The following is a 21,665-nucleotide window of genomic DNA, read 5'->3' on the forward strand; positions in this document are numbered from 1 at the left end:
AGTAATTTTCATCAAATTACCTATCATTCTTCAATGGCTTATTCTGCCAATAAGAAGCCAAAACTGAACCCGATATATTCATCAACGGTCCGAATACTGCCGGAGCCAAACCCATTGTTGCTATCTTACCAATTGAGTTTGCAATACCCGAAGCCAATCCTCCATTCTGCATTCCTACCTCAATAGCAATTGTTCGAGCATCCTGTTCTGATAATTTAAAGATTCGAGCATACCAATACCCTAAAAGATAACCAGAAATATTATGAATCAACACCAAAACCAACAGTAATCCTCCGATTTCTAACAAACTATCTCGTCCTTTAGATACAATAACCACAATGATCACGCCGATAGCAATCATTGAAACAGTTGGCATTATTTTATTTATGATTTTCACTTTTTCTCTTAGTATTCTATTCACTACTAAACCAGCTCCAACGGGAACTAAGATCATTTTAATTATTGTCCACATCATTGCAACAATATCTATACGAACAAACTCCCCTGCAAAAAACTCCATCAACAAAGGAGTTACAAATGGAGCTATCAAGGTTGCCACAGAAGTAATCGTTACAGAGAGTGCTACATTTGCCTTAGACAAATAAGCAATCACATTTGAAGCGACACCACTAGGAGAGGCACCAACCAAAACCAAACCTGCCGCAACTTCAGGCGGAAAACCACTAAATTTAGCCAACAAAAAACCAATAACTGGCATAATCCCTAACTGAGCCGATACTCCTATAAAAACAGACCTTGGAGTTTTGAAAACTTCTGCAAAATCATCTACACTCATCGAAACTCCCATTCCAAACATAATTACTTGAATCAAAGGAATAATTAATGCTGTAAATTCAAAATCACCAACCGAAACAAAATAACCCGGATAATAAAGAGCCAAAAGCACACCAGTTAATAATAAAGCGGTAAATACATAGCCTTTTAATTTTTTATAACCACCAAAACCTACAGCCAACAAAAGAAATAGAACAACCACAGGAATCCCCAGCTGAGCTACATGTCCTAAAATCACAAACACAAAATTTATTACAAAAAGCAGCAAAGCCAAACCAATGGCAAGAGCATGTATTGTACCTTTTTGCCCCCTTAACAAGTTTATCAACCTAAAGCTACTCATACACCATTTCAATGTCATCCACAACAAGTTCGCTATCAATAGCTCCCGCAAAATTTGCTCCATCAAAACTAGAAGAAGCGACAAAGGTTATATGCGTTGGCAACACAAAAGAAGCAGAATCAGCGCTTACATACAAACCATTTTCTGGCTTCATATAATCCGGAAACGTATTATCCAACGCTCCATAAGTGAAATCTATATTCTTTATTAAAAATTCACTTTGAAGATCACCATCCCTAAACCAAGCTGTTGCTAATCGCTCTGTTTTCTCTGTTCTTCTTATTTCTAGATACGCATAAATATCGCACTGATCTCCATAAGAAAGTGTATTCCCATCTTTATCCTTATTTACGGATCCTGGACTATACTTATACTTAAATTGCAACTGCAACGGTCTACCTGAAAATGGTGTTCCAAAATCAATGGCAGCCTGAGGATTTGAGGGATCAATTTTATCTTTATCAAACTTTCCTGTAAAAATAGACCCTGCAGATATTGGCGCACCAAAGGCACCCGACACAGGACCGTTATCCAATGTCTCTAATTTTGCAGCAAGATTCCCTTCTTCGATCTCGATAGGTGTAGTCGCTAATAATTTCAAAATCTGAGTTCCAGGATTCCCTGTTCCCCATATCGTAGTCCCCTCATCTGCTCCTGGCTCATAATACCCCCCACTTGAGGTCTGATACCAATCATTCAATTCCCAATTTACAAGCTGAGGTGTTGCTGAAGCAATAAAAGGTTCAACCCTCCAATTTACAACATCACCATTCTCAGCAGTTACCAAAATCTCAGCAGACTGATTCAAATCCAAAACATCACCTGAAGTTTTATCAGAAGTGGCAAATGACGACAAACTTATGGAACGAATTAATGATGAAGACAAATCAACACCTCCAGGAAACTCCACTTGAACTGTTAAATTTTCCTGATCAATTGTTGCCTTACTAGCTTGATTACTAATTTCAATATCTTTGATGTTTCCGTAAGGTGAGTACCCAAAATGATCCTCTTTAACACACGAACTCAACAACCCTAAAACCCCTATAAAAATCACAATCTGTTTCATAACAAACTATTTTCTTCCAAAATTATACGCCAAGCCTAAATTCAAACTAAGCAAATCAATATTCAACCCTAACCTATTCTGGACCACCCGAGCTTGCTCCTCACCATTAATAGTGGTATCCGAAACTTTCAATCGATACTCAAGTACATTTAACTGCACTTCAAAAGCAAAATTCTCCATTGCAAAAAATGTGATACCGGGAGCAATTGCCGCTCCAAACAAATAATTTTTACCATAGGTTTTAGATACCTCATCAATATTCTTAGTATTTCTCACCAAGGAAGTCTCTAATCCCCCCATTAAATTTAACTCAACAAAAAAACTAAACCTTTCATTTTTGGTCAACGGAATAGAAGAACGTAAATTAGGGGTAAACACATAACCTCTTGTTAATGAATTTGACTGAATTGAATCCGAATCACGTAAAACTTTACCATTGAAAGACTCTTGATAATAATTAAACTTCAAACCAATCATATTATAGTCTTGCGAATAATAACCACCCTTAACTAAAATACTATAATCATTATTGGTCCCTTCTAAAATCTTCTGAAAAAGCTGCTGATTATTTTCACTCTCTTTATCTTCCCAAGAAAAAGCCAAACCAGCATACCAAGTTTTCTTTTTAAAAGGTTTAAACTCTTCACTATTGTAATAACTAGACAACAACTCATAAGGAGTATAATCCTTATTCTCTATTTTCTCTTGCCCAATAATTTTACTCCCCAAACAAAAACAAACGCAGAAAAGAAGGGTAATTAAATTTTTCTCTTTAAAATTCATAATTTTTTAGAAGGTATTTTTTTCATAGAAATATCTTTCCGCCTCAAAGATAAGTATATTCATAAACAAAAAAACCACAACTTTCGTTGCAGGTTTCCTTTTGCGGAGAATGAGGGATTTTGTTCCAAGATCCCACAAACAGCATTTTGCAAATGCCAATGTCTTAAAAAGCAAAAAACCACTCAAACAAGTTTGAGTGGTTTTTCTTTTCAAGCCTTGCGCTTGATTGCGGAGAATGAGGGATTCGAACCCCCGGAGGTGTGACCCTCAACAGTTTTCAAGACTGCCGCATTCGACCACTCTGCCAATTCTCCAAGTGTCTCATCAGGTATTCCCTGAATGCGGATGCAAATATACACTCATTTTACGTTCCCATCAAACTTTTTCGTGTTTTTTTTGAAGTTTTTTTTCAATCTTAAATTAACTCCCTGAAAACAAATTTTTTACCCCGATATTATTTTTTAAAAAACTTAAACTAGTTAAAAGAACCTCTTGCAAAGCAACATTTTTAAAGAAAAAAACTTAATCTAAATCCTTCCATTTTAAAGTCTCCATCAATCGTATCACGTCCTGTTTTAAGTAATGTACGGCTGGCATTATAGAATCGTAATTAGGTTTTGCATAAAAGTACAACGCCCCAGTCATGAAGTTTTTTACAGAATCTGTTGCATGAAACTGAATTTGCGTGGCCGCATCTCCGTACACTTCAAACATCTTACCATACACTTTTGATTGCTCATTTTCATAAGGAACAGCCTGAATATCATCAGCCTTTATCATATGCTTAAAAGTTAACTTCTCTGCATCCTTAAACAACAAGTTCAAATCCCCTTTTACAGGAGCATAAGACAGCACCAAAGTCGCATTTAACTCAGGATAATACATATCCAACCAAAACCTATTTTTTTTAACAATTTTTGCTTTATTAGAGTACTGAAACGAAAAAGGATAGTTTTTTTCTCCAAACCTTAAATATTCAGAATCTACATAATCTAGCCTCAAAAAAGCTTTAGGTTTTGGTTGCACATCCGTTTTACACCCCAAAAGAAACAACATACTAAATAGAAAACAAAAACACCTCACTACAACAAAGTTACCTTAACACGTTTCACTCTTTTTCTATCTACTGCCTCTACAGAAAAAACAAAATTTTCAAAATTTATTTTTTCATCTCTCCTAGGAAACCTCCCTGTTATTTCAAGAATAAAACCCGCAATAGTTTCTGACTCTCCTTTAAAAGGCTCAAATAAGTCGGCATCAATATTCAATACTTTGTAAAAGTCTTTCAATGCCGTTTTACCATCAAACACATAATTTGACGCATCAATTTTTGAATACACCAAATCATCTGTGTCATACTCGTCACTTATCTCTCCTACAATTTCTTCAATTACATCCTCTAAAGTAACCAAACCACTAGTTCCTCCATACTCATCTACCACAATCGCTAAATGATTTTTCTTCTCTTGAAACTCTGCCAACAAATCGTCTAGCTTTTTGTTTTCCGGAACAAAAAAGGGAGTTCTTACCAAGGTTTGCCAATTAAAATCCTTTTTAGTTATGTGAGGCATTAAATCTCTTGCATACAAAACCCCAATCACCTCGTCAATATTATCATGATAGACTGGATTTCTTGAAAAACCGTTTTCAATAATTTTTTCTAACATCTCAGTAAAAGGCAATTCATCAGAAATGGCAAAAATATCAATCCTTGGCTTCATTACCTGAACCGTTTCTGTACTCCCAAAAGCTACGATTCCTTCCAAGATATTTTTCTCATCCTTAGTGGTTGCATCATCAGAAGTAAGCTCAAGAGCCTGAGACAAAGTTTCTACTGATAAATTAGTATTCTTTTTGGCCAATTTACTTTCAACTACCCCAGTTAAACCTGTTAGCATTGCACTCAATGGAGACAGCACTCTATTTAAAACAGAAATTGGCCTAGACATAAACAATGTAAAACTCAAAGAATTTCTAGTTGCGTATACTTTAGGCAGCACCTCACCAAAAAGCAAAATCAAAAAAGTTATGAGAACTACCTCTATAAAAAACCGAATATTCTCATCAACACCTCCAAGCAACTCTGCTCCTAAGAATGAAAACAATAGTACAATTAAAATATTTATAAAATTATTGGTAATTAGAATCGTTGCTAACAATTTTTTGGGTTTAGCTAGTAATTTTAAAACAAGCTCACCTTTAGATTCTTTAGATTTCTCAAGATCATCTAAAGCTGTTTTAGACAACGAAAAAAACGCTACTTCAGTTCCTGAAATCATTGCTGAAAGAATCAACAAACCGATTAAAACCAAAACATCTATAACTAGATACCAAGGTACTGAATTCAAAAATGTGATAATGGGTTCTGGGTCCAATTTTATATTAAGAATTTAATTAAAAAGGCAAATCATCATTGATTTCCTTTGCTGCTTCATTATTTACTATAGAGTTTGTCTCATTACTGGTTGAAGCTTTAGTAGACAAAAATGTCATATCTACCACCTGAATCTCAGTAGTATACTTTTTTACACCATCTTGCTCCCACTGGCGGGTTTTCAATTTCCCCTCACAATAGATTTTATCGCCTTTCTTGAGATACTTCTCACAAATTTCAGCTAACTTATTTTTTACAACAATATTATGCCAATCTGTATGAACTACCTTAGCGCCAGTCTCTTTATTCGTATAAGACTCATTTGTAGCCAACGGAAATCGACCAATGCTATTTCCTCCTTCAAAATAGTGAGTTTTCACCTCATCTCCCAAATGCCCAATCAGCATTACCTTATTCAATGTTCCTGCCATAATTCACTAACTCTATATCAAAAATACTAAAAAAACTGTTTTGTAGGTCTTAAGTGTTTGCTTTTTCTGCTTCTATCAACTCATCCAAACCATAACCCTCTATAAACCTTTCTACCAATCTTGGCACCGCATAAGTAGGTAAAGATTCTAAAGGAATCAAATCCTTGTGCAGACTCTCCGCTTCAACAACCCAAAACTGCGTAAATAAATGCTGATGAGACAATTTATGTACCCACTTTTTTGTATTGTATAATTTTAAGGAATGTACTTCCCCCACAAATAGATCGTTGAAATCCTTCCTTTGTACAAGCGATTCAACTCCTAAGGTACTATCAGCTTCTAACAAGGGGAACTGATATAGATTTTGCCAAATCCCCTTCCCTTCTCTTTTACTTAATATCACCTTGTTATTTGGGGTAAGCACCACAATAAAATTAAAATACTTCTTTTTAATTTTGATCTTTTTTTCTTTTACAGGCAACACCTCAATCTTATTCGTTTTTAAAGCCTCACATCCACCCACTAAAGGACAAATGTTGCAATCTGGATTTTGCGGCGTACACTGTAAGGCTCCAAAATCCATAATGGCCTGATTGTACTGACCTGGGTTATCCGTCTCTAACAATGACTGAGCCAATTGCTTAAACTCCTTAATACCCTGTGTAGAATTAATAGGCGTTTCAATCCCAAAATAACGTGCTAACACGCGATATACGTTTCCATCAACTACCGCAGTTTGCTCATTGAAACAAATGGAAGCTATAGCTGAAGCTGTATAATCACCAACCCCCTTTAATTTAATCAACTCTTTATATGTATCAGGAAATATGCCATTATACTCCTGCATAATTAGCTTTGCCGAATAATGTAAGTTTCTTGCTCTAGAATAATACCCTAACCCTTGCCATAATTTCAAGACTAGGCTTTCGTCGGCATTTGCGAGATCAGAAACTGTAGGAAAATTTTCTAAAAATTTATGGTAATAAGCGGTTCCTTGCGCTACTCTTGTTTGTTGAAGTATGATTTCTGACAACCAAACCGAGTAAGGATTTTTATTTTTTCTCCAAGGTAAATCTCTATTAACAGACAAATACCACGCTTCCAATAAGTTACAAAAAGACATCAAATATTTTTATTTATGCAATAATACTATATTTATTGTATTAAATTTTAATGATTTAGCTTTTTGAAATTGATTTATTGTCATATATTTGCAGCCTTAAAAAAACATAACAACACATTAGAAATTAGATTAAGATGACAAAAGCGGATATTGTATCAAGTATTTCAGACAAATCAGGTATTGAAAAAGCAGATGTTTTAGCAACGGTTGAAGCATTCATGAGTGAAGTGAAAGGAGCTTTAGAGCAAGGAGATAACGTTTACTTAAGAGGTTTCGGAAGTTTTATTATCAAAACTAGAGCAGAAAAGACAGGAAGAAACATTTCTAAGAATACAACTATTAAGATTCCTGCACACAACATCCCAGCATTTAAACCTGCAAAAACTTTTGCAGAAGGAGTAAAGAACAACGTATTAGTAAAATAAATTACTGAACAAATTATTAACCAAATCTGTGAAACAATCAGATTTATAAAACAGAAAAGTTATGCCAAGTGGTAAAAAAAGAAAGAGAGCAAAGATCTCTACGCACAAACGTAAGAAAAGAGCAAGAGCTAATAGACATAAGAAAAAGTAATTTTATAATTACTTTTTCTTGTTGTTTATAGCAAGAGCCGTTCATTGAAAAAGAAATTTTAAGAAATTAAAATTTCATTAGGGTATTTACCCTGTATTAAATTTAATCCATCTATGTAAGAACTCTATTCTTATGTAGTTAAAACTATTCGGAATGAAACTAGAATTGATTATACGTTCAAATTCATCTGATATTGATTTTGCGCTGCTAAAAGATGGTAAACTAATTGAATTTAATAACGAAACAAACAATAATAAATTTTCTGTTGGAGATATTTTCGTAGCGAAAACAGGAAAGATATTATCTGGTCTTAATGCATCATTTGTAAATGTAGGTTATCCAAAAGATGGATTCTTACATTATCACGATTTAGGACCTCAAGTGAATTCGTTATCAAAATTCATGAAAAAAGTAAGTACAGGTAATTACAAAGATTACACTTTAAAAAACTTCCAATTTGAAAAAGACATTGAAAAAAGCGGAAGTATTGATCAAGTTCTAAAATCAAAACAAAATGTACTCGTACAAATTGTAAAAGAACCCATATCTACAAAAGGTCCTAGAATTAGTTCAGAGATTTCTATTGCCGGTAGATATTTAGTGTTGGTACCTTTTTCTAAAAGAGTATCTGTTTCTCAAAAAATTGAAGATCCGAAAGAAAAAGACAGATTAAAACGTCTTGCTAAAAGCATTAAACCTGCTGGTTTCGGAGTTATTTTAAGAACAGTTGCTGAAGGAAAAAAAGTAGCCGAATTAGACAAAGACTTACAGAACTCATTAGAACGTTGGAAAGAAATGTGTGGGAAAATTCCTAATGCACAGACCCCAACTAAAGTATTGAGTGAACTGAACAGAGCATCTTCTATTTTAAGAGATGTTTTAAATGAATCTTTTACAAGTATCGTTACAAACGACGAAACTTTGTTTGAAGAAATCAACGATTATTTACAAGAAATATATCCAGAGAAACAGTCAATTTTAAAAATGCACGAAGGAAAGTCTCCTATTTTTGAAAAATATGGGATTGAAAGACAAATCAAATCGGCATTTGGACAAACCGTTTCTATGAGCAAGGGTGCTTATTTAGTGATAGAACACACAGAAGCACTACATGTAATAGATGTAAATAGTGGTAATCGCTCCAACAAAGCAAATTCTCAAGAAGAAAATGCTTTAGAAGTTAATTTAATTGCTGCTACAGAAATAGCACGACAATTAAGGTTACGTGATATGGGAGGGATTATTGTAGTAGATTTTATCGATTTACATTCAAATGAAAATCGTCAAAAACTTTATGATCATTTAAAACAAGAGATGTCTTTAGACAGAACGAAACATAAAATTCTTCCTCCTAGTAAATTTGGTTTAATTCAAATTACTAGACAAAGAGTACGTTCTGAAACTAACATCAAAACAAAAGAGCCTAACCCAAATGTAAATGGGGAAGTAGAGGCTCCTATTGTTATGGTAGATAAGTTTAATGTTGAACTTAATAGAATTATGTCAAGTAAAAACAAAGACAAAAAGATTGTATTACACGTACATCCTTTTGTTGCTGCTTACTTACAAAAAGGACTTATATCTGAACAAATTAAATGGTTCTTAAAGCATAAAAAGTGGATCAAAGTATTACCAAGAGATGCTTATCAGTATTTACAATATCGTTTTAAATTTGAACGATAAACATAAATATTAGCAAATAATATATCTAAAAAAAGCACCATATCATTGAAGATATGGTGCTTTTTGTGTTTATAGACTTATTTTTTTAGAGCAAGTTTCAACCAGGCCTTGCCTGCCTCTTAAAGCTCCTTTTTTAGTTTTAAAATCTTCTATATCCGCATCGAATAAAAATACACTCCCTAATAATTTTTCATCCAAAGGTATTCCTAACAATTCTAAAAAGGAGTCTTCCTTTAACATCCCTCCACTTGACCAATAGTTTTCATACCCCAATCCAGTTGCTGTTAGAAGCATGTTTTGAATTGCTGCAGATGTCGCAGCTATATGTTCAATATTTGCAGCCTCTGAAATTAACATATTATTTTGACCCCTTTCAGGGGTCCAAGTTACTTGAATCAAACACTGCGCAGCGCGTAACATATCAATAATCTTCCCTCCTGCTATTTGATTCGCAACAAAATAATTTGCAAGTTTTCTACAGGCATGTCCCTCTAAAACATAAAATCTCCAAGGTGCTAAGGAGGACAATTCTTTTTCTGCAGACTTTGAATTTATATAATGAAATGGCGCTGCATTTCCCATTTCTAAAATTTTAGATACGTCTTCTGAGATGTCTTTAACCTCTGCGCCTTCTGTAGATAACACCTTTAATGTTCTACGATTTTTTATAGCCTCTTCAACTTTCATCTCCTTCCAACTATGCTTTTAATATTTCTTCAATTCTAAGCAACGTAGCTGCATCGAACTCTAAACAGTTTAATGATTTTATACTATCTAACAATTGAGAACTTCTACTCGCTCCAACTAACACCGATGTAATACGTTCATCTCTTAAAATCCATGCGATGGCCATTTGCGCTAATGTTTGCCCTCGCTCTTCCGCGATTACATTCAGAAGTCTAACTTTATCCAAAACTTCTTTTATTTGATCTTTTTTCAAATATCTGCCATCTTTAACTGCTCGGGAATCCTCTGGAAAACCATTTAAATATTTATTTGTTAACATCCCCTGTCTCAAGGGAGAAAAAGCTATTCCACCTACTCCGTTCTCTCCTAAAACATCCAATAAACCATCCTCTACCCAACGGTCTAACATATTATACCTCGGCTGATGAATCAAACAAGGCGTTCCTAAATCTTGCAATATTTTAAATGCTTTAGCTGCCTCTTCTGCCTTATAATTTGACAATCCAACATACAAAGCCTTCCCTTGTCTAACAATATGATCCAAAGCTCCCATGGTTTCTTCTAATGGCGTATCTGGATCTGGTCTATGATGATAAAAAATATCCACATAATCCAAATTCATTCTTTTCAAGCTCTGATCTAAACTAGATATTAAATACTTTCTTGAACCAAAATTACCATAAGGACCAGGCCACATATCATAACCTGCTTTCGTAGAAATTATCAATTCATCTCTATAAGGTTTAAAATCTTTATTGAAAATAGTACCAAAATTAGTTTCAGCACCCCCATAAGGAGGACCATAATTATTCGCTAAATCAAAATGCGTAATTCCATTATCAAAAGCAGTTTGCAAAATATCTCTTGCATTTTCAAAATCATCAGTAAAACTAAAGTTATGCCATAGTCCTAAAGAAAGAGCAGGTAATAACAACCCACTATTTCCAGTTCTCCTGTAAACCATATTCTCATACCGAGAATCACTTGCTTTGTAATTTTCTTCCACAGATACATTAAATGATGCGCTCATACTATTTATATTTTGAATGTAAACTTACTATTTTGAATTAAATTTACGTATTCATTTGTTATCAATTTAACGTAGTATTGTAATTATTTGTAAGCGTGTATCTTCTTTTATGACCAACACCAAAATTAAACGCATGAGCATTCCTAAAAAAACACTTCCTTTAATTATTATCTCACAGTTTTTATGTACCTCTCTCTGGTTTGCTGGCAACAGCATTATTTCTGATCTTATCTTAGCTTACAACTTAGATAGCAATGCACTAAGTTATGTTACCTCAGCTGTTCAATTTGGTTTTATATTAGGTACTCTATCCTTTGCATTATTGGCAATTAGCGACAAATACCCACCTTCAAAAATATTTTTTATCTGTGCCTTATTCGGAAGTGCATTTAATTTAGGAATACTTTATCCTTCCAACACTCTAAGTAGCATTTTACTTTTTAGATTCTTAACCGGTTTTTGTCTTGCCGGAATCTACCCTATCGGAATGAAAATAGCTGCGGATTATTTTGAAAAAGGACTTGGAAAATCTCTTGGCTGGTTGGTGGGAGCCTTGGTATTAGGTACCGCTTTCCCTCATTATATTAAACTAATTGCAACCTCATCCCCTTGGGAATATGTGCTCATCGCAACTTCCCTCTTAGCCACAATAGGTGGTCTATTAATTTTAATATTTGTAAAAAAAGGACCTTATTTCAAAAAAAATAACACCAGACCCCAAATCAATAGCATTCCATTAATATTTAAAAGCAAACAATTTAAGCAAGCTGCATTCGGTTATTTTGGTCATATGTGGGAACTCTATGCTTTTTGGGCTTTTGTTCCAGTCATGATTTCTATTTTCAATGAAACCACACAAAACAATCTATCTGTCCCATTATGTTCATTTATCATTATCGGTATAGGTAGTCTATCTTGTGTAATTAGCGGATATCTTTCTGAATATTTTGGCCTCAAAAAAACCGCCTCTTATTTTTTATTAGCATCTGGTATATGTTGTTGTATCGCTCCATTTATATTCAACCTTCCTAATATTGCCTTTATTTCATTTTTAAGCCTATGGGGATTTGTTGTGATTGGTGATTCTCCGCTTTTTTCAACTCTCATTGCAACAAACACCACCGCAGACACAAAAGGCACCGCTTTAACAATTGTAAATTGTATTGGTTTTTCAATTACAATCATAAGTATTCAGATATTAAGTTTTTTATATCTTACATATGATACGAATTTCATATTTTTAATTTTGGCAATTGGCCCTATCTTTGGAAGTTTGAAACTTTTTAAAAAAAAATGAAATATGAAAATTAAAATAATACTTTTATTCACCCTACTTGGACTTAACGTAGCCTGTAAAAAAGAAAGTTCACATTCCCATAAAACCCCTTCTAAACCCATTGTTGTATTACCTGATGGTGGAAAAGAATGGAATGTATTTGGCGTGAAAATTATCGGTAAAATACTTAGCGAAGAAACACAAGGAGCCTATTCAGTAATCGTAACAGATACGCCTCCTATGGGCGGTCCCCCACCACATGTTCATAGCCAGGAGGATGAATTGTTTTATGTTCTAAAAGGTCATTATGAGTTTTATTGTGGAGCACAAACTATAGATGCTCCTCAAGGGAGTTTAATACAGCTCCCTAAAGGAATTCCACATCATTTTAAAAACATAGACAGCATCACTGGAATTACAATCAATACGATTACGCCAGGAGGGTTTGAAAACTTCTTTGAATCAATCGCACAAATATCTAAAAATGGCAAACCCAATAGACAACAAATAGATTCTATAGCCAATAGCTATGGCATGAAATTTATCAAATAAATCTTCTATTTTAAGCGACGGAATATAATTTCGATTATAGAAAACCTAAAATTACACAACAAAAAAAGCGACCTAGTAGGTCGCTTTTCATATATAAATCAATATGTTTTATGCTTTTCTTACGCGTTCAGAGGCAGCAATTACCTTTTCTTTTAAACCTTGTTTATAAGCAATAATTGTATCCAAAATATCAGGGTTTGAAGCACCAATAATTTGAGCTGCTAAAATACCAGCATTTTTCGCACCATCTAAGGCAACGGTAGCAACTGGAACTCCCCCTGGCATTTGCAATATAGACAATACTGAATCCCATCCATCAATAGAATTTCTAGATTTTACAGGAACTCCAATCACAGGCAAGGGACTCATAGAAGCCACCATACCTGGTAAATGCGCCGCTCCACCTGCTCCAGCAATAATGACAGAAACACCTCTTAAGTGAGCATTATTAGAAAATTCTACCAATTTCTCTGGTGTTCTATGCGCAGATACTATATCAACTTCATTTGCTATTCCAAATTCATTTAATACATCAATTGCATCCTGCATCACCGGAAGATCAGAATCACTACCCATTATTATTGCTACTTTCATTTTCTTATATTTTAATTCCTGATTGGATTTATTTACTAATTACTCGAATTGTATTTTTAACTTTCTCTGCAACTTCCCTTGCTTTCGAAATATCTTGATTTACGATGGTAACATGTCCCATTTTTCTAAAAGGTCTTGTTTCTTTCTTTCCGTATATATGCGGAGTCACTCCTTCTAACTGCAACACCTCTTCCATGTTTTCGTAAAAAACATTCCCAGAGAAATCTTCAGCACCTACTAGATTCACCATAATTCCAGCCATTTTACTATCAGTATGCCCTAATGGTAAATTTAAAACAGTACGCAAATGCTGTTCAAATTGATTCGTCAAAGAAGCCTCAATACTATAATGTCCACTATTATGGGTTCTCGGAGCTACCTCATTCACGATGATTTCATCCTCTTCCGTTTGAAACATTTCAACCGCCAACAAACCAACATGTTCGAAAGATTCTGCAACCTTTAATGCTACTTGATTTGCTTTTGCAGCAACCTCATCAGAAATACGAGCTGGGCAAATTACATACTCTACTTGATTTGCTTCAGGATGAAATTCCATCTCCACTACAGGATAAGTTTTTATTTCACCGCTTGCATTCCTAGCTACAATAACTGCCAATTCATTTTTAAATGGAATCAACTCCTCAGTAATACATTCAGTATCGGCTAATCCATAAATATCAGCTTGACTTCTAACTATCTTAACTCCTGTTCCATCATATCCAAACTGAGCTGATTTCCAAACAAATGGAAACTCAAAATTAGTTTCTTTTAATGTAGCCAAGGATTCAAATCTTTGATGCGGAGAAGTAGGAATTCCTTTTTCAACATAGAAATCTTTTTGCTTTCCTTTATGCTGAATGACTTCTATAACATTAGGTTGAGGATATACTTTTACCCCTTCTTTTTCTAATCGATATAAAGCTTCAATATTTACATGTTCAATCTCAATCGTTAAAACATCAACTGATTTTCCAAACTTATAAACGGTATCAAAGTCTAATAAATCCCCAACATGAAACTCATTACAATGAGCTGCACACGGAGCCTCCTTGGAAGGATCTAATATAGAAGTATGTACATCAAATTTTTGGGTTTCAGCCAACAACATTTTACCAAGTTGCCCGCCTCCTAAAACGCCTAATTTAAAATCCGAAGAAAAGTATGTTTTCATGTGTGTAAAATTTGGCGCAAAAATAAGTATCTATTTTGAATTATTCACCTTTTAAAAGTTAGTAATTCTCAATTGATTATTTCCTAAGTAATCTACTCTGTATTGTTGCATATTGTATCTTGCCTGTCCATCAGGAATTTTTATTGACTCCCCATTTTCATCTTTCATATAGGTTACGGACTCTCCAATATCAAAACGATAAAAAATCCCATCAGAATCACAAGCATTTGTCATTTCAGGAAAATTACTAATATCCATAGGGATCGCACATGATGGAACTTCAATATGAGGACAAGCCAAATCAAAAGCCAGATATTGATCTATACTTTGATCACCATTTCCAGTATTGTAAACTATAATCCCTCTATGACCAATTGCAGGATACACCACATAACCAGTTGGAATCAATAAATTTTGAGACTCCGGTAAATTAAGGTTTATTGTTGTACTTAAAACTATATTTGGTACAAGATTCTGATCTTGATAGGGTTCATCTGTACATCCAACTGCTATGATCGTCAAAAAAAGAATGTAAATATATTTTTTCATGTCACCTTGGGGTTTAGGAAAATTAGGTTGCAATTTACAAATAATTTGTATATTTGTCACGATCTCATTCGCTATTAGTCGCAATGAGATTTTGTTTTTATAAAAAGAAAAAGTTATGAGTGATATATCTTACTACTCTCCGGAAGGATTGAAAAAATTAAAAGACGAATTAGAGCATTTAGAGTCGGTTGAAAGACCAAGAGTAACGCAAGAAATTTCTGACGCTAGAGACAAAGGTGATTTGAGTGAAAATGCTGAATACCATGCAGCAAAAGAAGAACAATCTCACTTAGAATTTAAAATTGCTAAATTAAAAAATGTAGTTGCCAATGCTAGAATATTAGATGAATCTCAATTAGATTTATCAAAAATCTTAATTCACTCTGTAGTTAAACTAAGAAACACTGCAAATAAAATGGAGTTTACCTATACTTTAGTAGCTGACTCTGAAACAGATATTAAAAATGGCAAGTTATCTGTAAATTCTCCTATCGGAAAAGGTTTATTAGGACTTAAAGTTGGAGAAATTGCAGAAGTAAAAGTTCCTAATGGAATTATGAAATTTGAAATTTTAGAAATCTCTAGATAATTCAAACTTCTAAATAAAATAGCAACCCTTTTCATTTATTTGAAAAGGGTTTTTTACTTTTGAAAAAAACTCAACATGGAAACTATATTCACGAAAATCATAAACCAAGAAATACCATCTTATAAAATTGCTGAAAACGAGTTTTATTACGCTTTTCTTGATATCAACCCCAATGCAAAAGGACACACTTTGGTGATTCCTAAAAAACCTGTTGATAAGTTATTTGAGCTGGATGAGGACACCTATAATGGTTTGTTTAGCTATGCTCGAAAAATTGCCTTAGCTATAGAAAAAGTGGTTCCGTGCAATAGAGTTGGGATGTCCGTTATAGGGTTAGAAGTTCCTCATGCCCATGTGCATCTAATTCCTTTAAATTCTATGAATGATGCGAACTTTGCTGCACCAAAAGAAAAAATGACAACCGAAGAGTTTATAAATTTAGCCAAAGAAATTGCAGCTCATATAAAAAACTAAAGAGGTATTTGAACTTCAAAAGTAGTTCCTACTTTTGGTTCAGATTTTTTTACAAATATTTTTCCTGAATGGTAATCTTCTACAATTCTTTTTGATAAAGAAAGACCAAGTCCCCATCCTCTTTTCTTAGTTGTAAAACCAGGTGTGAATATTTTTTTAAATAGATTTTTTGCAATTCCCTTTCCGGTATCTTGTACCGTGATCACCATTTTATTCGACACGCTTTTTAAATGTATCGACAAAGAACCTTTTCCAGCCATCGCATCGATAGCATTTTTAATTAGGTTTTCTAAGACCCATGTAAATAGCTGCTCACTGATATCAACAATTACTTGCGGCTCTTCCGTTTCAAAAGTGAAAGAAATATTTTTTGAACTTCTCGATTCAAAATACGAAAGTGTTTTTTTCAGAATTGGCAATACATCCAAAGCTTCTTTCTCTGGAATCGACCCAATCTTAGAAAAACGATCTGCAATAATACTTAATCTAAATACGTCTTTTTCAATTTCTGGTACGATTTGCGGAACAGAATTATCTAGCTTCATTAATTCTACCCAACCCATTAAGGAGGACAATGGTGTTCCTATTTGATGGGCAGTTTCTTTAGCCATACCAGTCCATAATTTATTCTGTTCTGCAATTTTATTCGATTTAAAAACCAAATAAATAATCCCTGAAAACAATGTCAAAATCAACACCAACATTAAAGGATAGTACTGCAATCTAGTCAACAAATCAGAATCTCTATAATAGATATGATATTTTTTATTTTCTAAATAATTAATAATAATAGGCGTATTCTCTACCTTCATAATCCTCAATTGATCATAGAGATATTCTTTATCAAGAGCTTTGATAGAATCTAAATTTCTATTCATTATGATAGAATCTAATTCATTAGTAACAATCATTGGAATATTGTGATTGCTCTCAATTATTTTTGCCTCTAAAGAAAAATCTTGATCCAAATCATCAGATCCGAATCTATCATAAGCTTTCGCTAAAATTTCCATTTTGGAACGCTCATTCGTTTTAAATTTTTTAGAAAAATCATACGTATTCCAAAGAATCGCACTTACGATACCAAAAGAAACAACGACAATAATATATTTGTAATATTTTTTAACCATATGAAAATCTCAATTTGAGAAGCCTACAACAAGAACGCAAAAAAAAACCAATATTGTACAAGAATCAAGCTTTGGTTTATATTTTAAGATTTATGTTGATAAGTTCTAACAAGACAATGTTCAAAAAAAGCAATTAAAACGATAAAAAATTATAAATTTGTATTGCTCCTTTTAAAAGGAACCTCATCGAAAAAAAACTAATTTAATTAATAAAGAAATGCAAGTAACAGGAAAGGTTAAATTGATCAATGCAGAGCAAACATTCGGAAGTAATGGATTCAGAAAACGTGAATTAGTTGTTACAACGGAAGAACAGTACCCTCAGTCTATTTTAATAGAATTTGTTCAAGACAAATGTGATTTATTAAATAATTACAGTACTGGACAAGATGTAACTGTATCAATCAACTTAAGAGGAAGAGAGTGGGTTAATCCACAAGGAGAGACAAAGTATTTCAACTCTATCCAAGGATGGAGAATTGAGGCAGCTCAATCAGCTGGAGCACCTGCAGGAGGAAACTCTTTTGAAACTACAAGCGCACCTGCTGCAAGTAGTAACGAACCAGATGATTTACCATTCTAAATTCATCTCACAACATATATAGAGGTTATCTTTTTAGATAACCTCTTTTTTTTGACCTAAATGCTGTAAGAATTAAAAAAATATTTTAGACAAGAAAACCAAAAAACTTATATTTGCCAAAAATTTAGCACAACATGCAATACAAAAGAATATTACTAAAACTGAGTGGAGAATCGTTAATGGGAGAAAACCAATATGGTATTGACCCAAAAAGATTATCGGAGTATGCTCAAGAAATTAAAGCCATCGTAGATAAAGGAATCGAAGTGGCTATTGTTATTGGTGGTGGAAATATTTTTAGAGGAGTTGCAGGTGCTAGTAACGGTATGGACCGTGTACAAGGAGATTATATGGGAATGTTAGCTACTTGTATCAACGGATTAGCATTACAAAGTGCTATTGAATCTGCTGGTGTTAGTACTCGTTTGCAAACTGCTATTAAAATGGAACAAGTTGCTGAGCCTTTTATCAAAAGAAAAGCAGTGCGTCACCTTGAGAAAGGTAGAGTTGTTATTTTTGGTGCTGGAACTGGAAACCCTTATTTCACAACAGATACTGCCGCAGTACTAAGAGCCATTGAAGTTTCTGCAGATGTTATTCTAAAAGGAACACGTGTGGATGGTATTTATTCTGCAGATCCTGAAAAAGACCCTAATGCAACAAAATTTGATACTATTACTTATCAAAATGTTCTTGACAAAGGTTTAAAAATTATGGACTTGACGGCATTTACATTGAGTCAAGAAAATAATTTGCCTATTATTGTATTTGATATGGATACTGAAGGAAATTTACAAAAATTACTTTCAGGTGATAAAATTGGAACTGTAGTTTCAGATAAAGAATAAGCTGAACAATATAAATACTCATTATGAACGAAGAAATTGAATTTATCATTGATAGTGCTAAAGAACAAATGAACAATGCTATTGATCATTTACATAAAGAATTTAGCAACATTAGAGCAGGAAAAGCAACTCCTGGTATGCTAGGAAGTGTAATGGTGGACTACTATGGATCTCAAACAAAACTGAGTCAAGTTGCCAACGTTAATACTCCAGATGGTAGAACAATCACTGTTCAACCCTGGGAAAAACAATTAATTCCTGAAATTGAAAAAGGAATATTAGTGGCAAACTTAGGCTTTAATCCTATGAACAATGGAGAAAGCATTATCATTAACGTACCTGCCTTAACGGAAGAACGTAGACGTGAATTATCTAAAATTGCCAAAGCTGCTGCTGAGCACGCTAAAGTAAGTATTAGAAATGCGCGTAAAGATGCTAATAACGATATTAAGAAAACGGATACTTCAGATGACGAAAAGAAAAACTCTGAAGCGGATGTACAAACTTTAACAGATTCTTACATCAAAAAAATTGATGAAGTTTACGCTGTTAAAGATGCTGAAATAATGAAAGTCTAATTTTCATTTTAACTCATAAAAAAAGTCGCTATTCAGCGACTTTTTTTTGATTATACCCTAACTAATCCAGTTTTTAAAATCTTTTACTTTTTCTCTACTTACAATTATTTCTGACTCAGAAAAAGAATGCAACACCAACTGTAATCTACTATTTGTATAAGATACAATATCTTTAATAGCACCGATATTGATATAAAATTTACGACTTACTCTAAAAAATTTTTCAGGATCAACATCACTTGCAACATCCTCTAAAGTTCCGTCCATTAAAAATATACGATTGCTTTTTGTAGCAATATAAGTGCCCTTATTTTCACTATAAAAGCACTCAATATCTTCAACTGGAATCATCTTAATATGCTGTCCTAGCTTTACAGTAAATCTTTCTTTAAATTTTCTCTCAAGTGGATTGACCAATAATTTCCTGATTTCATTTAAATCCACTTGCAACGACTGTTTTTTAAGTTGATTATCCTCAAATTTTTCAATAGCATTTTCTAATTCTTCATGATCTATTGGCTTTAACAAATAATCTATGCTATTTAATTTAAAGGCTTTCAATGCATATTCATCATAAGCGGTGGTAAAAATAATTGCACTCTTTACAGTAACCTCTTCAAAAATCTCAAAACTCAAGCCATCAGACAATTGGATATCCAACAAAATTAAATCTGGATGCTCATTCTCTTGAAACCACACAATAGACTCTTCTACGGAATGCAGCGTAGCTAATATACTTTTTCCTAATCCAGAAAGCATCCTCGTTAATCGTCTCGCAGAGGGTTTTTCATCTTCAATGATAATTATTTTCATAGCAATCTTCCCTTAAAAATTTTCGTCATTCATATATTCCTGAATTTTTCTTTCTTCCCATCTAGAGGTTTTTTTAAAAACGCGAATCGCATGCATCAACAAACCAAATCCCCAGCCCCCAATAGGAAACCAAAACCAGTAAAAACTAGGACTATTCAAAACGTTTAAATAAATCAATAACGGAATGACAACACAAAAAGCGATGGCATGACCGTAAAATTCTTTGATCTCTTTTACCTTAAGCATTGCTCTGGTATATTTCTCTTCTTCTGATAAATTTCCGTTCCTATCCATAATTAATAATTCTCTGAGTCCATAAATTCTTTTACTTTTCTTTGCTCCCATCCTTTATTGAAACCAATCAATCGAGCTCCCTGTATAGCCATTCCTAACCCCCAACCTAACATTGGGTACCAAAACCATTTGTACCCCCAATAGGTCTGATAATTGATAAAAATAAGAAATGGAATTACCACACAGTAAGAAACCAATCCGTAATAAAAATTCTTTAATTCATCAACACGTTTTTTAGCTCGTAAATATTTTTCACTCTGATTTATATAATCTGTTTGCATCACTTTAATTTCTTTGGTTAAAAGAGGTAATTTCACTTGAAATTTTTCTGTATCTGAAATTATCTCTACTATTTTTTTAGTAATCAAGCCATAACGTTGCTTGATATTCTTAAGTCCCACCTTGGTACTTTTTTCTAAAGATGCTTTTGGCCTGTTATTGTTCTCTACAACCAAATACCCATCTTTTTCGTAAATATTTATTTGCAGTGGTTTGTCTGAGGTAATCATATTATGTTTAACCGCATTTTCTAGCAACAACTGCAAAGACAATGGGACAATTTTATAATTAGGATTACTCACATTTTCTGGAATATAATACTCCACCCCGTCTTCAAACCTCATTTTCAACAGCTGCATATAAGACTTCGCAAATTTCAACTCCTCTTCCAATGGAATCAGATTCTTATCCTTTTGTTCTAATACATATCGATATACTTTTGACAAACCTGTGGTAAATCTTTCTGCCTGTGCCGGATTCTCCTCAATCAAAGAAGTCAATACATTTAAACTATTGAATAAAAAATGTGGATCTAATTGATTTTTTAAAGACTCATATTTCGCTGTTTCTGTTTTTGCAACAATTTGCGACTCTGTTACTTTTCTCTCTTGGTTTCTTTTGTACCAGTATACGATGTGAAAAATAACTACTATGGTCAGCGAAATCCAAAGCCCAAAAGAATAATACCCCCATTTCTCTCTACTTATAAATACAGAAAAAGTTATGTCTTTTAGATACATTCCTGTAAACAGCCTCAGAAAAAATAACGCCAACAGAGTAACTCCTACTGCTCCAAAAATTCCGAGTGCCACTCTTAATGGCCATTGTTTCTCTTTCCATTTGATATTGTTTAAATAATAGAAAAAACCAACATTTGAAAAACTCAAAACAAAGGAATACAATTGGTTTATTCCAAAATTTCGTAACAGTTCTTCTGCAGAATTAAATTGGAAATCTCCATAAAAATAACTTCCCAAGAGAAAAGCCACTACCCCCATTACAAAGGCAAGCAATACGTTTTTCAAAAATCTATTCATT

The 21,665-nt window shown here is 33.5% G+C and carries 25 protein-coding genes and 1 tRNA gene; 9 read left to right on the forward strand and 17 right to left on the reverse strand.

The genetic code is table 11. The features are described 5' to 3' along the window. Nucleotides 1-16: 16 nt before the first annotated feature. From AC2DZ0_RS08930 to mutY, 8 genes are all read right to left on the reverse strand, one after another. A complete protein-coding gene (locus tag AC2DZ0_RS08930) occupies nucleotides 17-1,156 on the reverse strand; it encodes a bile acid:sodium symporter family protein (protein WP_484641360.1) in 1,140 nt (379 codons plus the stop codon). Continuing rightward, nucleotides 1,131-2,207 carry a PCMD domain-containing protein gene (locus AC2DZ0_RS08935; RefSeq protein WP_484641362.1) on the reverse strand — a complete coding sequence of 359 codons (1,077 nt, stop codon included), beginning with the start codon at nucleotides 2,205-2,207 and terminating at the stop codon, nucleotides 1,131-1,133. The genes AC2DZ0_RS08930 and AC2DZ0_RS08935 overlap by 26 nt, the downstream gene beginning before the upstream one ends. Before the next feature lie 6 nt (nucleotides 2,208-2,213). Next, nucleotides 2,214-2,990, reverse strand: a complete 777-nt coding sequence (locus AC2DZ0_RS08940; protein ID WP_484641363.1) for a hypothetical protein — start codon at nucleotides 2,988-2,990, stop codon at nucleotides 2,214-2,216. Between the two features lie 229 nt (nucleotides 2,991-3,219). Continuing rightward, nucleotides 3,220-3,304 (reverse strand) — tRNA-Ser (locus AC2DZ0_RS08945). A 208-nt stretch (nucleotides 3,305-3,512) separates the two neighbouring features. Beyond that, nucleotides 3,513-4,046: a gliding motility lipoprotein GldD gene (gene gldD / locus AC2DZ0_RS08950; protein WP_484641365.1), complete on the reverse strand. Its 534-nt coding sequence runs from the start codon at nucleotides 4,044-4,046 to the stop codon at nucleotides 3,513-3,515. Nucleotides 4,047-4,072: 26 nt separating this feature from the next. Next, a complete protein-coding gene (gldE, locus tag AC2DZ0_RS08955; protein ID WP_484641366.1) occupies nucleotides 4,073-5,365 on the reverse strand; it encodes a gliding motility-associated protein GldE in 1,293 nt (430 codons plus the stop codon). Between the two features lie 19 nt (nucleotides 5,366-5,384). After that, the gene (locus AC2DZ0_RS08960; RefSeq protein WP_484641367.1) at nucleotides 5,385-5,795 is read right to left on the reverse strand and encodes a single-stranded DNA-binding protein; all 411 of its coding nucleotides are present in this window, start codon (nucleotides 5,793-5,795) and stop codon (nucleotides 5,385-5,387) included. Between the two features lie 49 nt (nucleotides 5,796-5,844). After that, complete coding sequence (gene mutY / locus AC2DZ0_RS08965) at nucleotides 5,845-6,918, reverse strand: A/G-specific adenine glycosylase (RefSeq protein ID WP_484641369.1); 1,074 nt, start codon at nucleotides 6,916-6,918, stop codon at nucleotides 5,845-5,847. Nucleotides 6,919-7,052: 134 nt separating this feature from the next. On the opposite strand from mutY, the gene AC2DZ0_RS08970 reads away from it, so the two are divergent. Both AC2DZ0_RS08970 and AC2DZ0_RS08975 read left to right on the forward strand, forming a co-directional pair. After that, nucleotides 7,053-7,343, forward strand: a complete 291-nt coding sequence (locus tag AC2DZ0_RS08970) for an HU family DNA-binding protein (RefSeq protein ID WP_300325868.1) — start codon at nucleotides 7,053-7,055, stop codon at nucleotides 7,341-7,343. Between the two features lie 304 nt (nucleotides 7,344-7,647). Then, nucleotides 7,648-9,177 (forward strand): Rne/Rng family ribonuclease, encoded by a 1,530-nt coding sequence (locus AC2DZ0_RS08975; RefSeq protein ID WP_484489720.1) that lies wholly within the window; start codon nucleotides 7,648-7,650, stop codon nucleotides 9,175-9,177. 69 nt (nucleotides 9,178-9,246) lie between these two features. Here the strand turns inward: AC2DZ0_RS08975 and AC2DZ0_RS08980 are convergent, their stop codons facing one another. Then, nucleotides 9,247-9,864 carry a nitroreductase family protein gene (locus AC2DZ0_RS08980; protein WP_484641370.1) on the reverse strand — a complete coding sequence of 206 codons (618 nt, stop codon included), beginning with the start codon at nucleotides 9,862-9,864 and terminating at the stop codon, nucleotides 9,247-9,249. Nucleotides 9,865-9,874: 10 nt separating this feature from the next. Then, the gene (mgrA, locus tag AC2DZ0_RS08985) at nucleotides 9,875-10,894 is read right to left on the reverse strand and encodes an L-glyceraldehyde 3-phosphate reductase (RefSeq protein ID WP_484641371.1); all 1,020 of its coding nucleotides are present in this window, start codon (nucleotides 10,892-10,894) and stop codon (nucleotides 9,875-9,877) included. A 133-nt stretch (nucleotides 10,895-11,027) separates the two neighbouring features. On the opposite strand from mgrA, the gene AC2DZ0_RS08990 reads away from it, so the two are divergent. Both AC2DZ0_RS08990 and AC2DZ0_RS08995 read left to right on the forward strand, forming a co-directional pair. Beyond that, on the forward strand, nucleotides 11,028-12,191 hold the full coding sequence (locus AC2DZ0_RS08990) for an MFS transporter (protein WP_484641373.1): 1,164 nt from the start codon (nucleotides 11,028-11,030) through the stop codon (nucleotides 12,189-12,191). 3 nt (nucleotides 12,192-12,194) lie between these two features. Then, nucleotides 12,195-12,722, forward strand: a complete 528-nt coding sequence (locus AC2DZ0_RS08995; RefSeq protein ID WP_484641374.1) for a cupin domain-containing protein — start codon at nucleotides 12,195-12,197, stop codon at nucleotides 12,720-12,722. A gap of 108 nt (nucleotides 12,723-12,830) precedes the next feature. Here the strand turns inward: AC2DZ0_RS08995 and purE are convergent, their stop codons facing one another. From purE to AC2DZ0_RS09010, 3 genes are read right to left on the reverse strand one after another with little or no spacing between them, the layout of a single operon-like run. Then, nucleotides 12,831-13,316: a 5-(carboxyamino)imidazole ribonucleotide mutase gene (gene purE / locus AC2DZ0_RS09000; protein ID WP_484489725.1), complete on the reverse strand. Its 486-nt coding sequence runs from the start codon at nucleotides 13,314-13,316 to the stop codon at nucleotides 12,831-12,833. 28 nt (nucleotides 13,317-13,344) lie between these two features. After that, the gene (locus tag AC2DZ0_RS09005; protein ID WP_484641375.1) at nucleotides 13,345-14,490 is read right to left on the reverse strand and encodes a 5-(carboxyamino)imidazole ribonucleotide synthase; all 1,146 of its coding nucleotides are present in this window, start codon (nucleotides 14,488-14,490) and stop codon (nucleotides 13,345-13,347) included. 51 nt (nucleotides 14,491-14,541) lie between these two features. Continuing rightward, the gene (locus AC2DZ0_RS09010) at nucleotides 14,542-15,039 is read right to left on the reverse strand and encodes a hypothetical protein (RefSeq protein WP_484641377.1); all 498 of its coding nucleotides are present in this window, start codon (nucleotides 15,037-15,039) and stop codon (nucleotides 14,542-14,544) included. 115 nt (nucleotides 15,040-15,154) lie between these two features. Here AC2DZ0_RS09010 and greA point away from each other — a divergent pair, with 115 nt between their 5' ends. After that, on the forward strand, nucleotides 15,155-15,628 hold the full coding sequence (greA, locus tag AC2DZ0_RS09015; RefSeq protein WP_300325844.1) for a transcription elongation factor GreA: 474 nt from the start codon (nucleotides 15,155-15,157) through the stop codon (nucleotides 15,626-15,628). 75 nt (nucleotides 15,629-15,703) lie between these two features. Beyond that, a complete protein-coding gene (locus AC2DZ0_RS09020) occupies nucleotides 15,704-16,102 on the forward strand; it encodes an HIT family protein (RefSeq protein WP_484641378.1) in 399 nt (132 codons plus the stop codon). Here AC2DZ0_RS09020 and AC2DZ0_RS09025 read toward each other — a convergent pair. Next, nucleotides 16,099-17,232 (reverse strand): sensor histidine kinase, encoded by a 1,134-nt coding sequence (locus AC2DZ0_RS09025; protein ID WP_484641379.1) that lies wholly within the window; start codon nucleotides 17,230-17,232, stop codon nucleotides 16,099-16,101. The genes AC2DZ0_RS09020 and AC2DZ0_RS09025 overlap by 4 nt on opposite strands. A 217-nt stretch (nucleotides 17,233-17,449) precedes the next feature. On the opposite strand from AC2DZ0_RS09025, the gene AC2DZ0_RS09030 reads away from it, so the two are divergent. The 3 genes from AC2DZ0_RS09030 (at nucleotide 17,450) to frr (ending at nucleotide 19,241) form a co-directional block, all read left to right on the forward strand. Further along, nucleotides 17,450-17,815 carry a DUF3127 domain-containing protein gene (locus AC2DZ0_RS09030; protein ID WP_484641381.1) on the forward strand — a complete coding sequence of 122 codons (366 nt, stop codon included), beginning with the start codon at nucleotides 17,450-17,452 and terminating at the stop codon, nucleotides 17,813-17,815. A gap of 134 nt (nucleotides 17,816-17,949) precedes the next feature. Further along, nucleotides 17,950-18,663, forward strand: coding sequence for a UMP kinase (gene pyrH, locus AC2DZ0_RS09035; protein ID WP_484489731.1), 714 nt, complete (start codon nucleotides 17,950-17,952; stop codon nucleotides 18,661-18,663). Between the two features lie 23 nt (nucleotides 18,664-18,686). After that, the gene (frr, locus tag AC2DZ0_RS09040; protein WP_484641382.1) at nucleotides 18,687-19,241 is read left to right on the forward strand and encodes a ribosome recycling factor; all 555 of its coding nucleotides are present in this window, start codon (nucleotides 18,687-18,689) and stop codon (nucleotides 19,239-19,241) included. 57 nt (nucleotides 19,242-19,298) lie between these two features. Here frr and AC2DZ0_RS09045 read toward each other — a convergent pair whose 3' ends face one another. From AC2DZ0_RS09045 to AC2DZ0_RS09055, 3 genes are read right to left on the reverse strand one after another with little or no spacing between them, the layout of a single operon-like run. Continuing rightward, nucleotides 19,299-20,054, reverse strand: coding sequence for a LytR/AlgR family response regulator transcription factor (locus tag AC2DZ0_RS09045; protein ID WP_484641384.1), 756 nt, complete (start codon nucleotides 20,052-20,054; stop codon nucleotides 19,299-19,301). Between the two features lie 12 nt (nucleotides 20,055-20,066). Beyond that, a complete protein-coding gene (locus AC2DZ0_RS09050; protein WP_484641386.1) occupies nucleotides 20,067-20,348 on the reverse strand; it encodes a 2TM domain-containing protein in 282 nt (93 codons plus the stop codon). A gap of 2 nt (nucleotides 20,349-20,350) precedes the next feature. Further along, a complete protein-coding gene (locus AC2DZ0_RS09055; RefSeq protein WP_484641387.1) occupies nucleotides 20,351-21,664 on the reverse strand; it encodes a histidine kinase in 1,314 nt (437 codons plus the stop codon). Nucleotide 21,665: the final 1 nt, after the last annotated feature.

Source organism: Flavicella sp. IMCC45668 (assembly GCF_057219105.1).

What these genes read in the sequence shown, in the direction of transcription:
- AC2DZ0_RS08930 (WP_484641360.1), bottom strand. Translation starts at nt 1,156, where the DNA reads ATGACATTGAAATGGTGTATGAGTAGCTTTAGGTTGATAAACTTGTTA.
- AC2DZ0_RS08935 (WP_484641362.1), bottom strand. Translation starts at nt 2,207, where the DNA reads ATGAAACAGATTGTGATTTTTATAGGGGTTTTAGGGTTGTTGAGTTCG.
- AC2DZ0_RS08940 (WP_484641363.1), bottom strand. Translation starts at nt 2,990, where the DNA reads ATGAATTTTAAAGAGAAAAATTTAATTACCCTTCTTTTCTGCGTTTGT.
- gldD (WP_484641365.1), bottom strand. Translation starts at nt 4,046, where the DNA reads ATGTTGTTTCTTTTGGGGTGTAAAACGGATGTGCAACCAAAACCTAAA.
- AC2DZ0_RS08960 (WP_484641367.1), bottom strand. Translation starts at nt 5,795, where the DNA reads ATGGCAGGAACATTGAATAAGGTAATGCTGATTGGGCATTTGGGAGAT.
- mutY (WP_484641369.1), bottom strand. Translation starts at nt 6,918, where the DNA reads ATGTCTTTTTGTAACTTATTGGAAGCGTGGTATTTGTCTGTTAATAGA.
- AC2DZ0_RS08970 (WP_300325868.1), top strand. Translation starts at nt 7,053, where the DNA reads ATGACAAAAGCGGATATTGTATCAAGTATTTCAGACAAATCAGGTATT.
- AC2DZ0_RS08975 (WP_484489720.1), top strand. Translation starts at nt 7,648, where the DNA reads ATGAAACTAGAATTGATTATACGTTCAAATTCATCTGATATTGATTTT.
- AC2DZ0_RS08980 (WP_484641370.1), bottom strand. Translation starts at nt 9,864, where the DNA reads ATGAAAGTTGAAGAGGCTATAAAAAATCGTAGAACATTAAAGGTGTTA.
- mgrA (WP_484641371.1), bottom strand. Translation starts at nt 10,894, where the DNA reads ATGAGCGCATCATTTAATGTATCTGTGGAAGAAAATTACAAAGCAAGT.
- AC2DZ0_RS08990 (WP_484641373.1), top strand. Translation starts at nt 11,028, where the DNA reads ATGAGCATTCCTAAAAAAACACTTCCTTTAATTATTATCTCACAGTTT.
- AC2DZ0_RS08995 (WP_484641374.1), top strand. Translation starts at nt 12,195, where the DNA reads ATGAAAATTAAAATAATACTTTTATTCACCCTACTTGGACTTAACGTA.
- purE (WP_484489725.1), bottom strand. Translation starts at nt 13,316, where the DNA reads ATGAAAGTAGCAATAATAATGGGTAGTGATTCTGATCTTCCGGTGATG.
- AC2DZ0_RS09005 (WP_484641375.1), bottom strand. Translation starts at nt 14,490, where the DNA reads ATGAAAACATACTTTTCTTCGGATTTTAAATTAGGCGTTTTAGGAGGC.
- AC2DZ0_RS09010 (WP_484641377.1), bottom strand. Translation starts at nt 15,039, where the DNA reads ATGAAAAAATATATTTACATTCTTTTTTTGACGATCATAGCAGTTGGA.
- greA (WP_300325844.1), top strand. Translation starts at nt 15,155, where the DNA reads ATGAGTGATATATCTTACTACTCTCCGGAAGGATTGAAAAAATTAAAA.
- AC2DZ0_RS09020 (WP_484641378.1), top strand. Translation starts at nt 15,704, where the DNA reads ATGGAAACTATATTCACGAAAATCATAAACCAAGAAATACCATCTTAT.
- AC2DZ0_RS09025 (WP_484641379.1), bottom strand. Translation starts at nt 17,232, where the DNA reads ATGGTTAAAAAATATTACAAATATATTATTGTCGTTGTTTCTTTTGGT.
- AC2DZ0_RS09030 (WP_484641381.1), top strand. Translation starts at nt 17,450, where the DNA reads ATGCAAGTAACAGGAAAGGTTAAATTGATCAATGCAGAGCAAACATTC.
- pyrH (WP_484489731.1), top strand. Translation starts at nt 17,950, where the DNA reads ATGCAATACAAAAGAATATTACTAAAACTGAGTGGAGAATCGTTAATG.
- frr (WP_484641382.1), top strand. Translation starts at nt 18,687, where the DNA reads ATGAACGAAGAAATTGAATTTATCATTGATAGTGCTAAAGAACAAATG.
- AC2DZ0_RS09045 (WP_484641384.1), bottom strand. Translation starts at nt 20,054, where the DNA reads ATGAAAATAATTATCATTGAAGATGAAAAACCCTCTGCGAGACGATTA.
- AC2DZ0_RS09050 (WP_484641386.1), bottom strand. Translation starts at nt 20,348, where the DNA reads ATGGATAGGAACGGAAATTTATCAGAAGAAGAGAAATATACCAGAGCA.
- AC2DZ0_RS09055 (WP_484641387.1), bottom strand. Translation starts at nt 21,664, where the DNA reads ATGAATAGATTTTTGAAAAACGTATTGCTTGCCTTTGTAATGGGGGTA.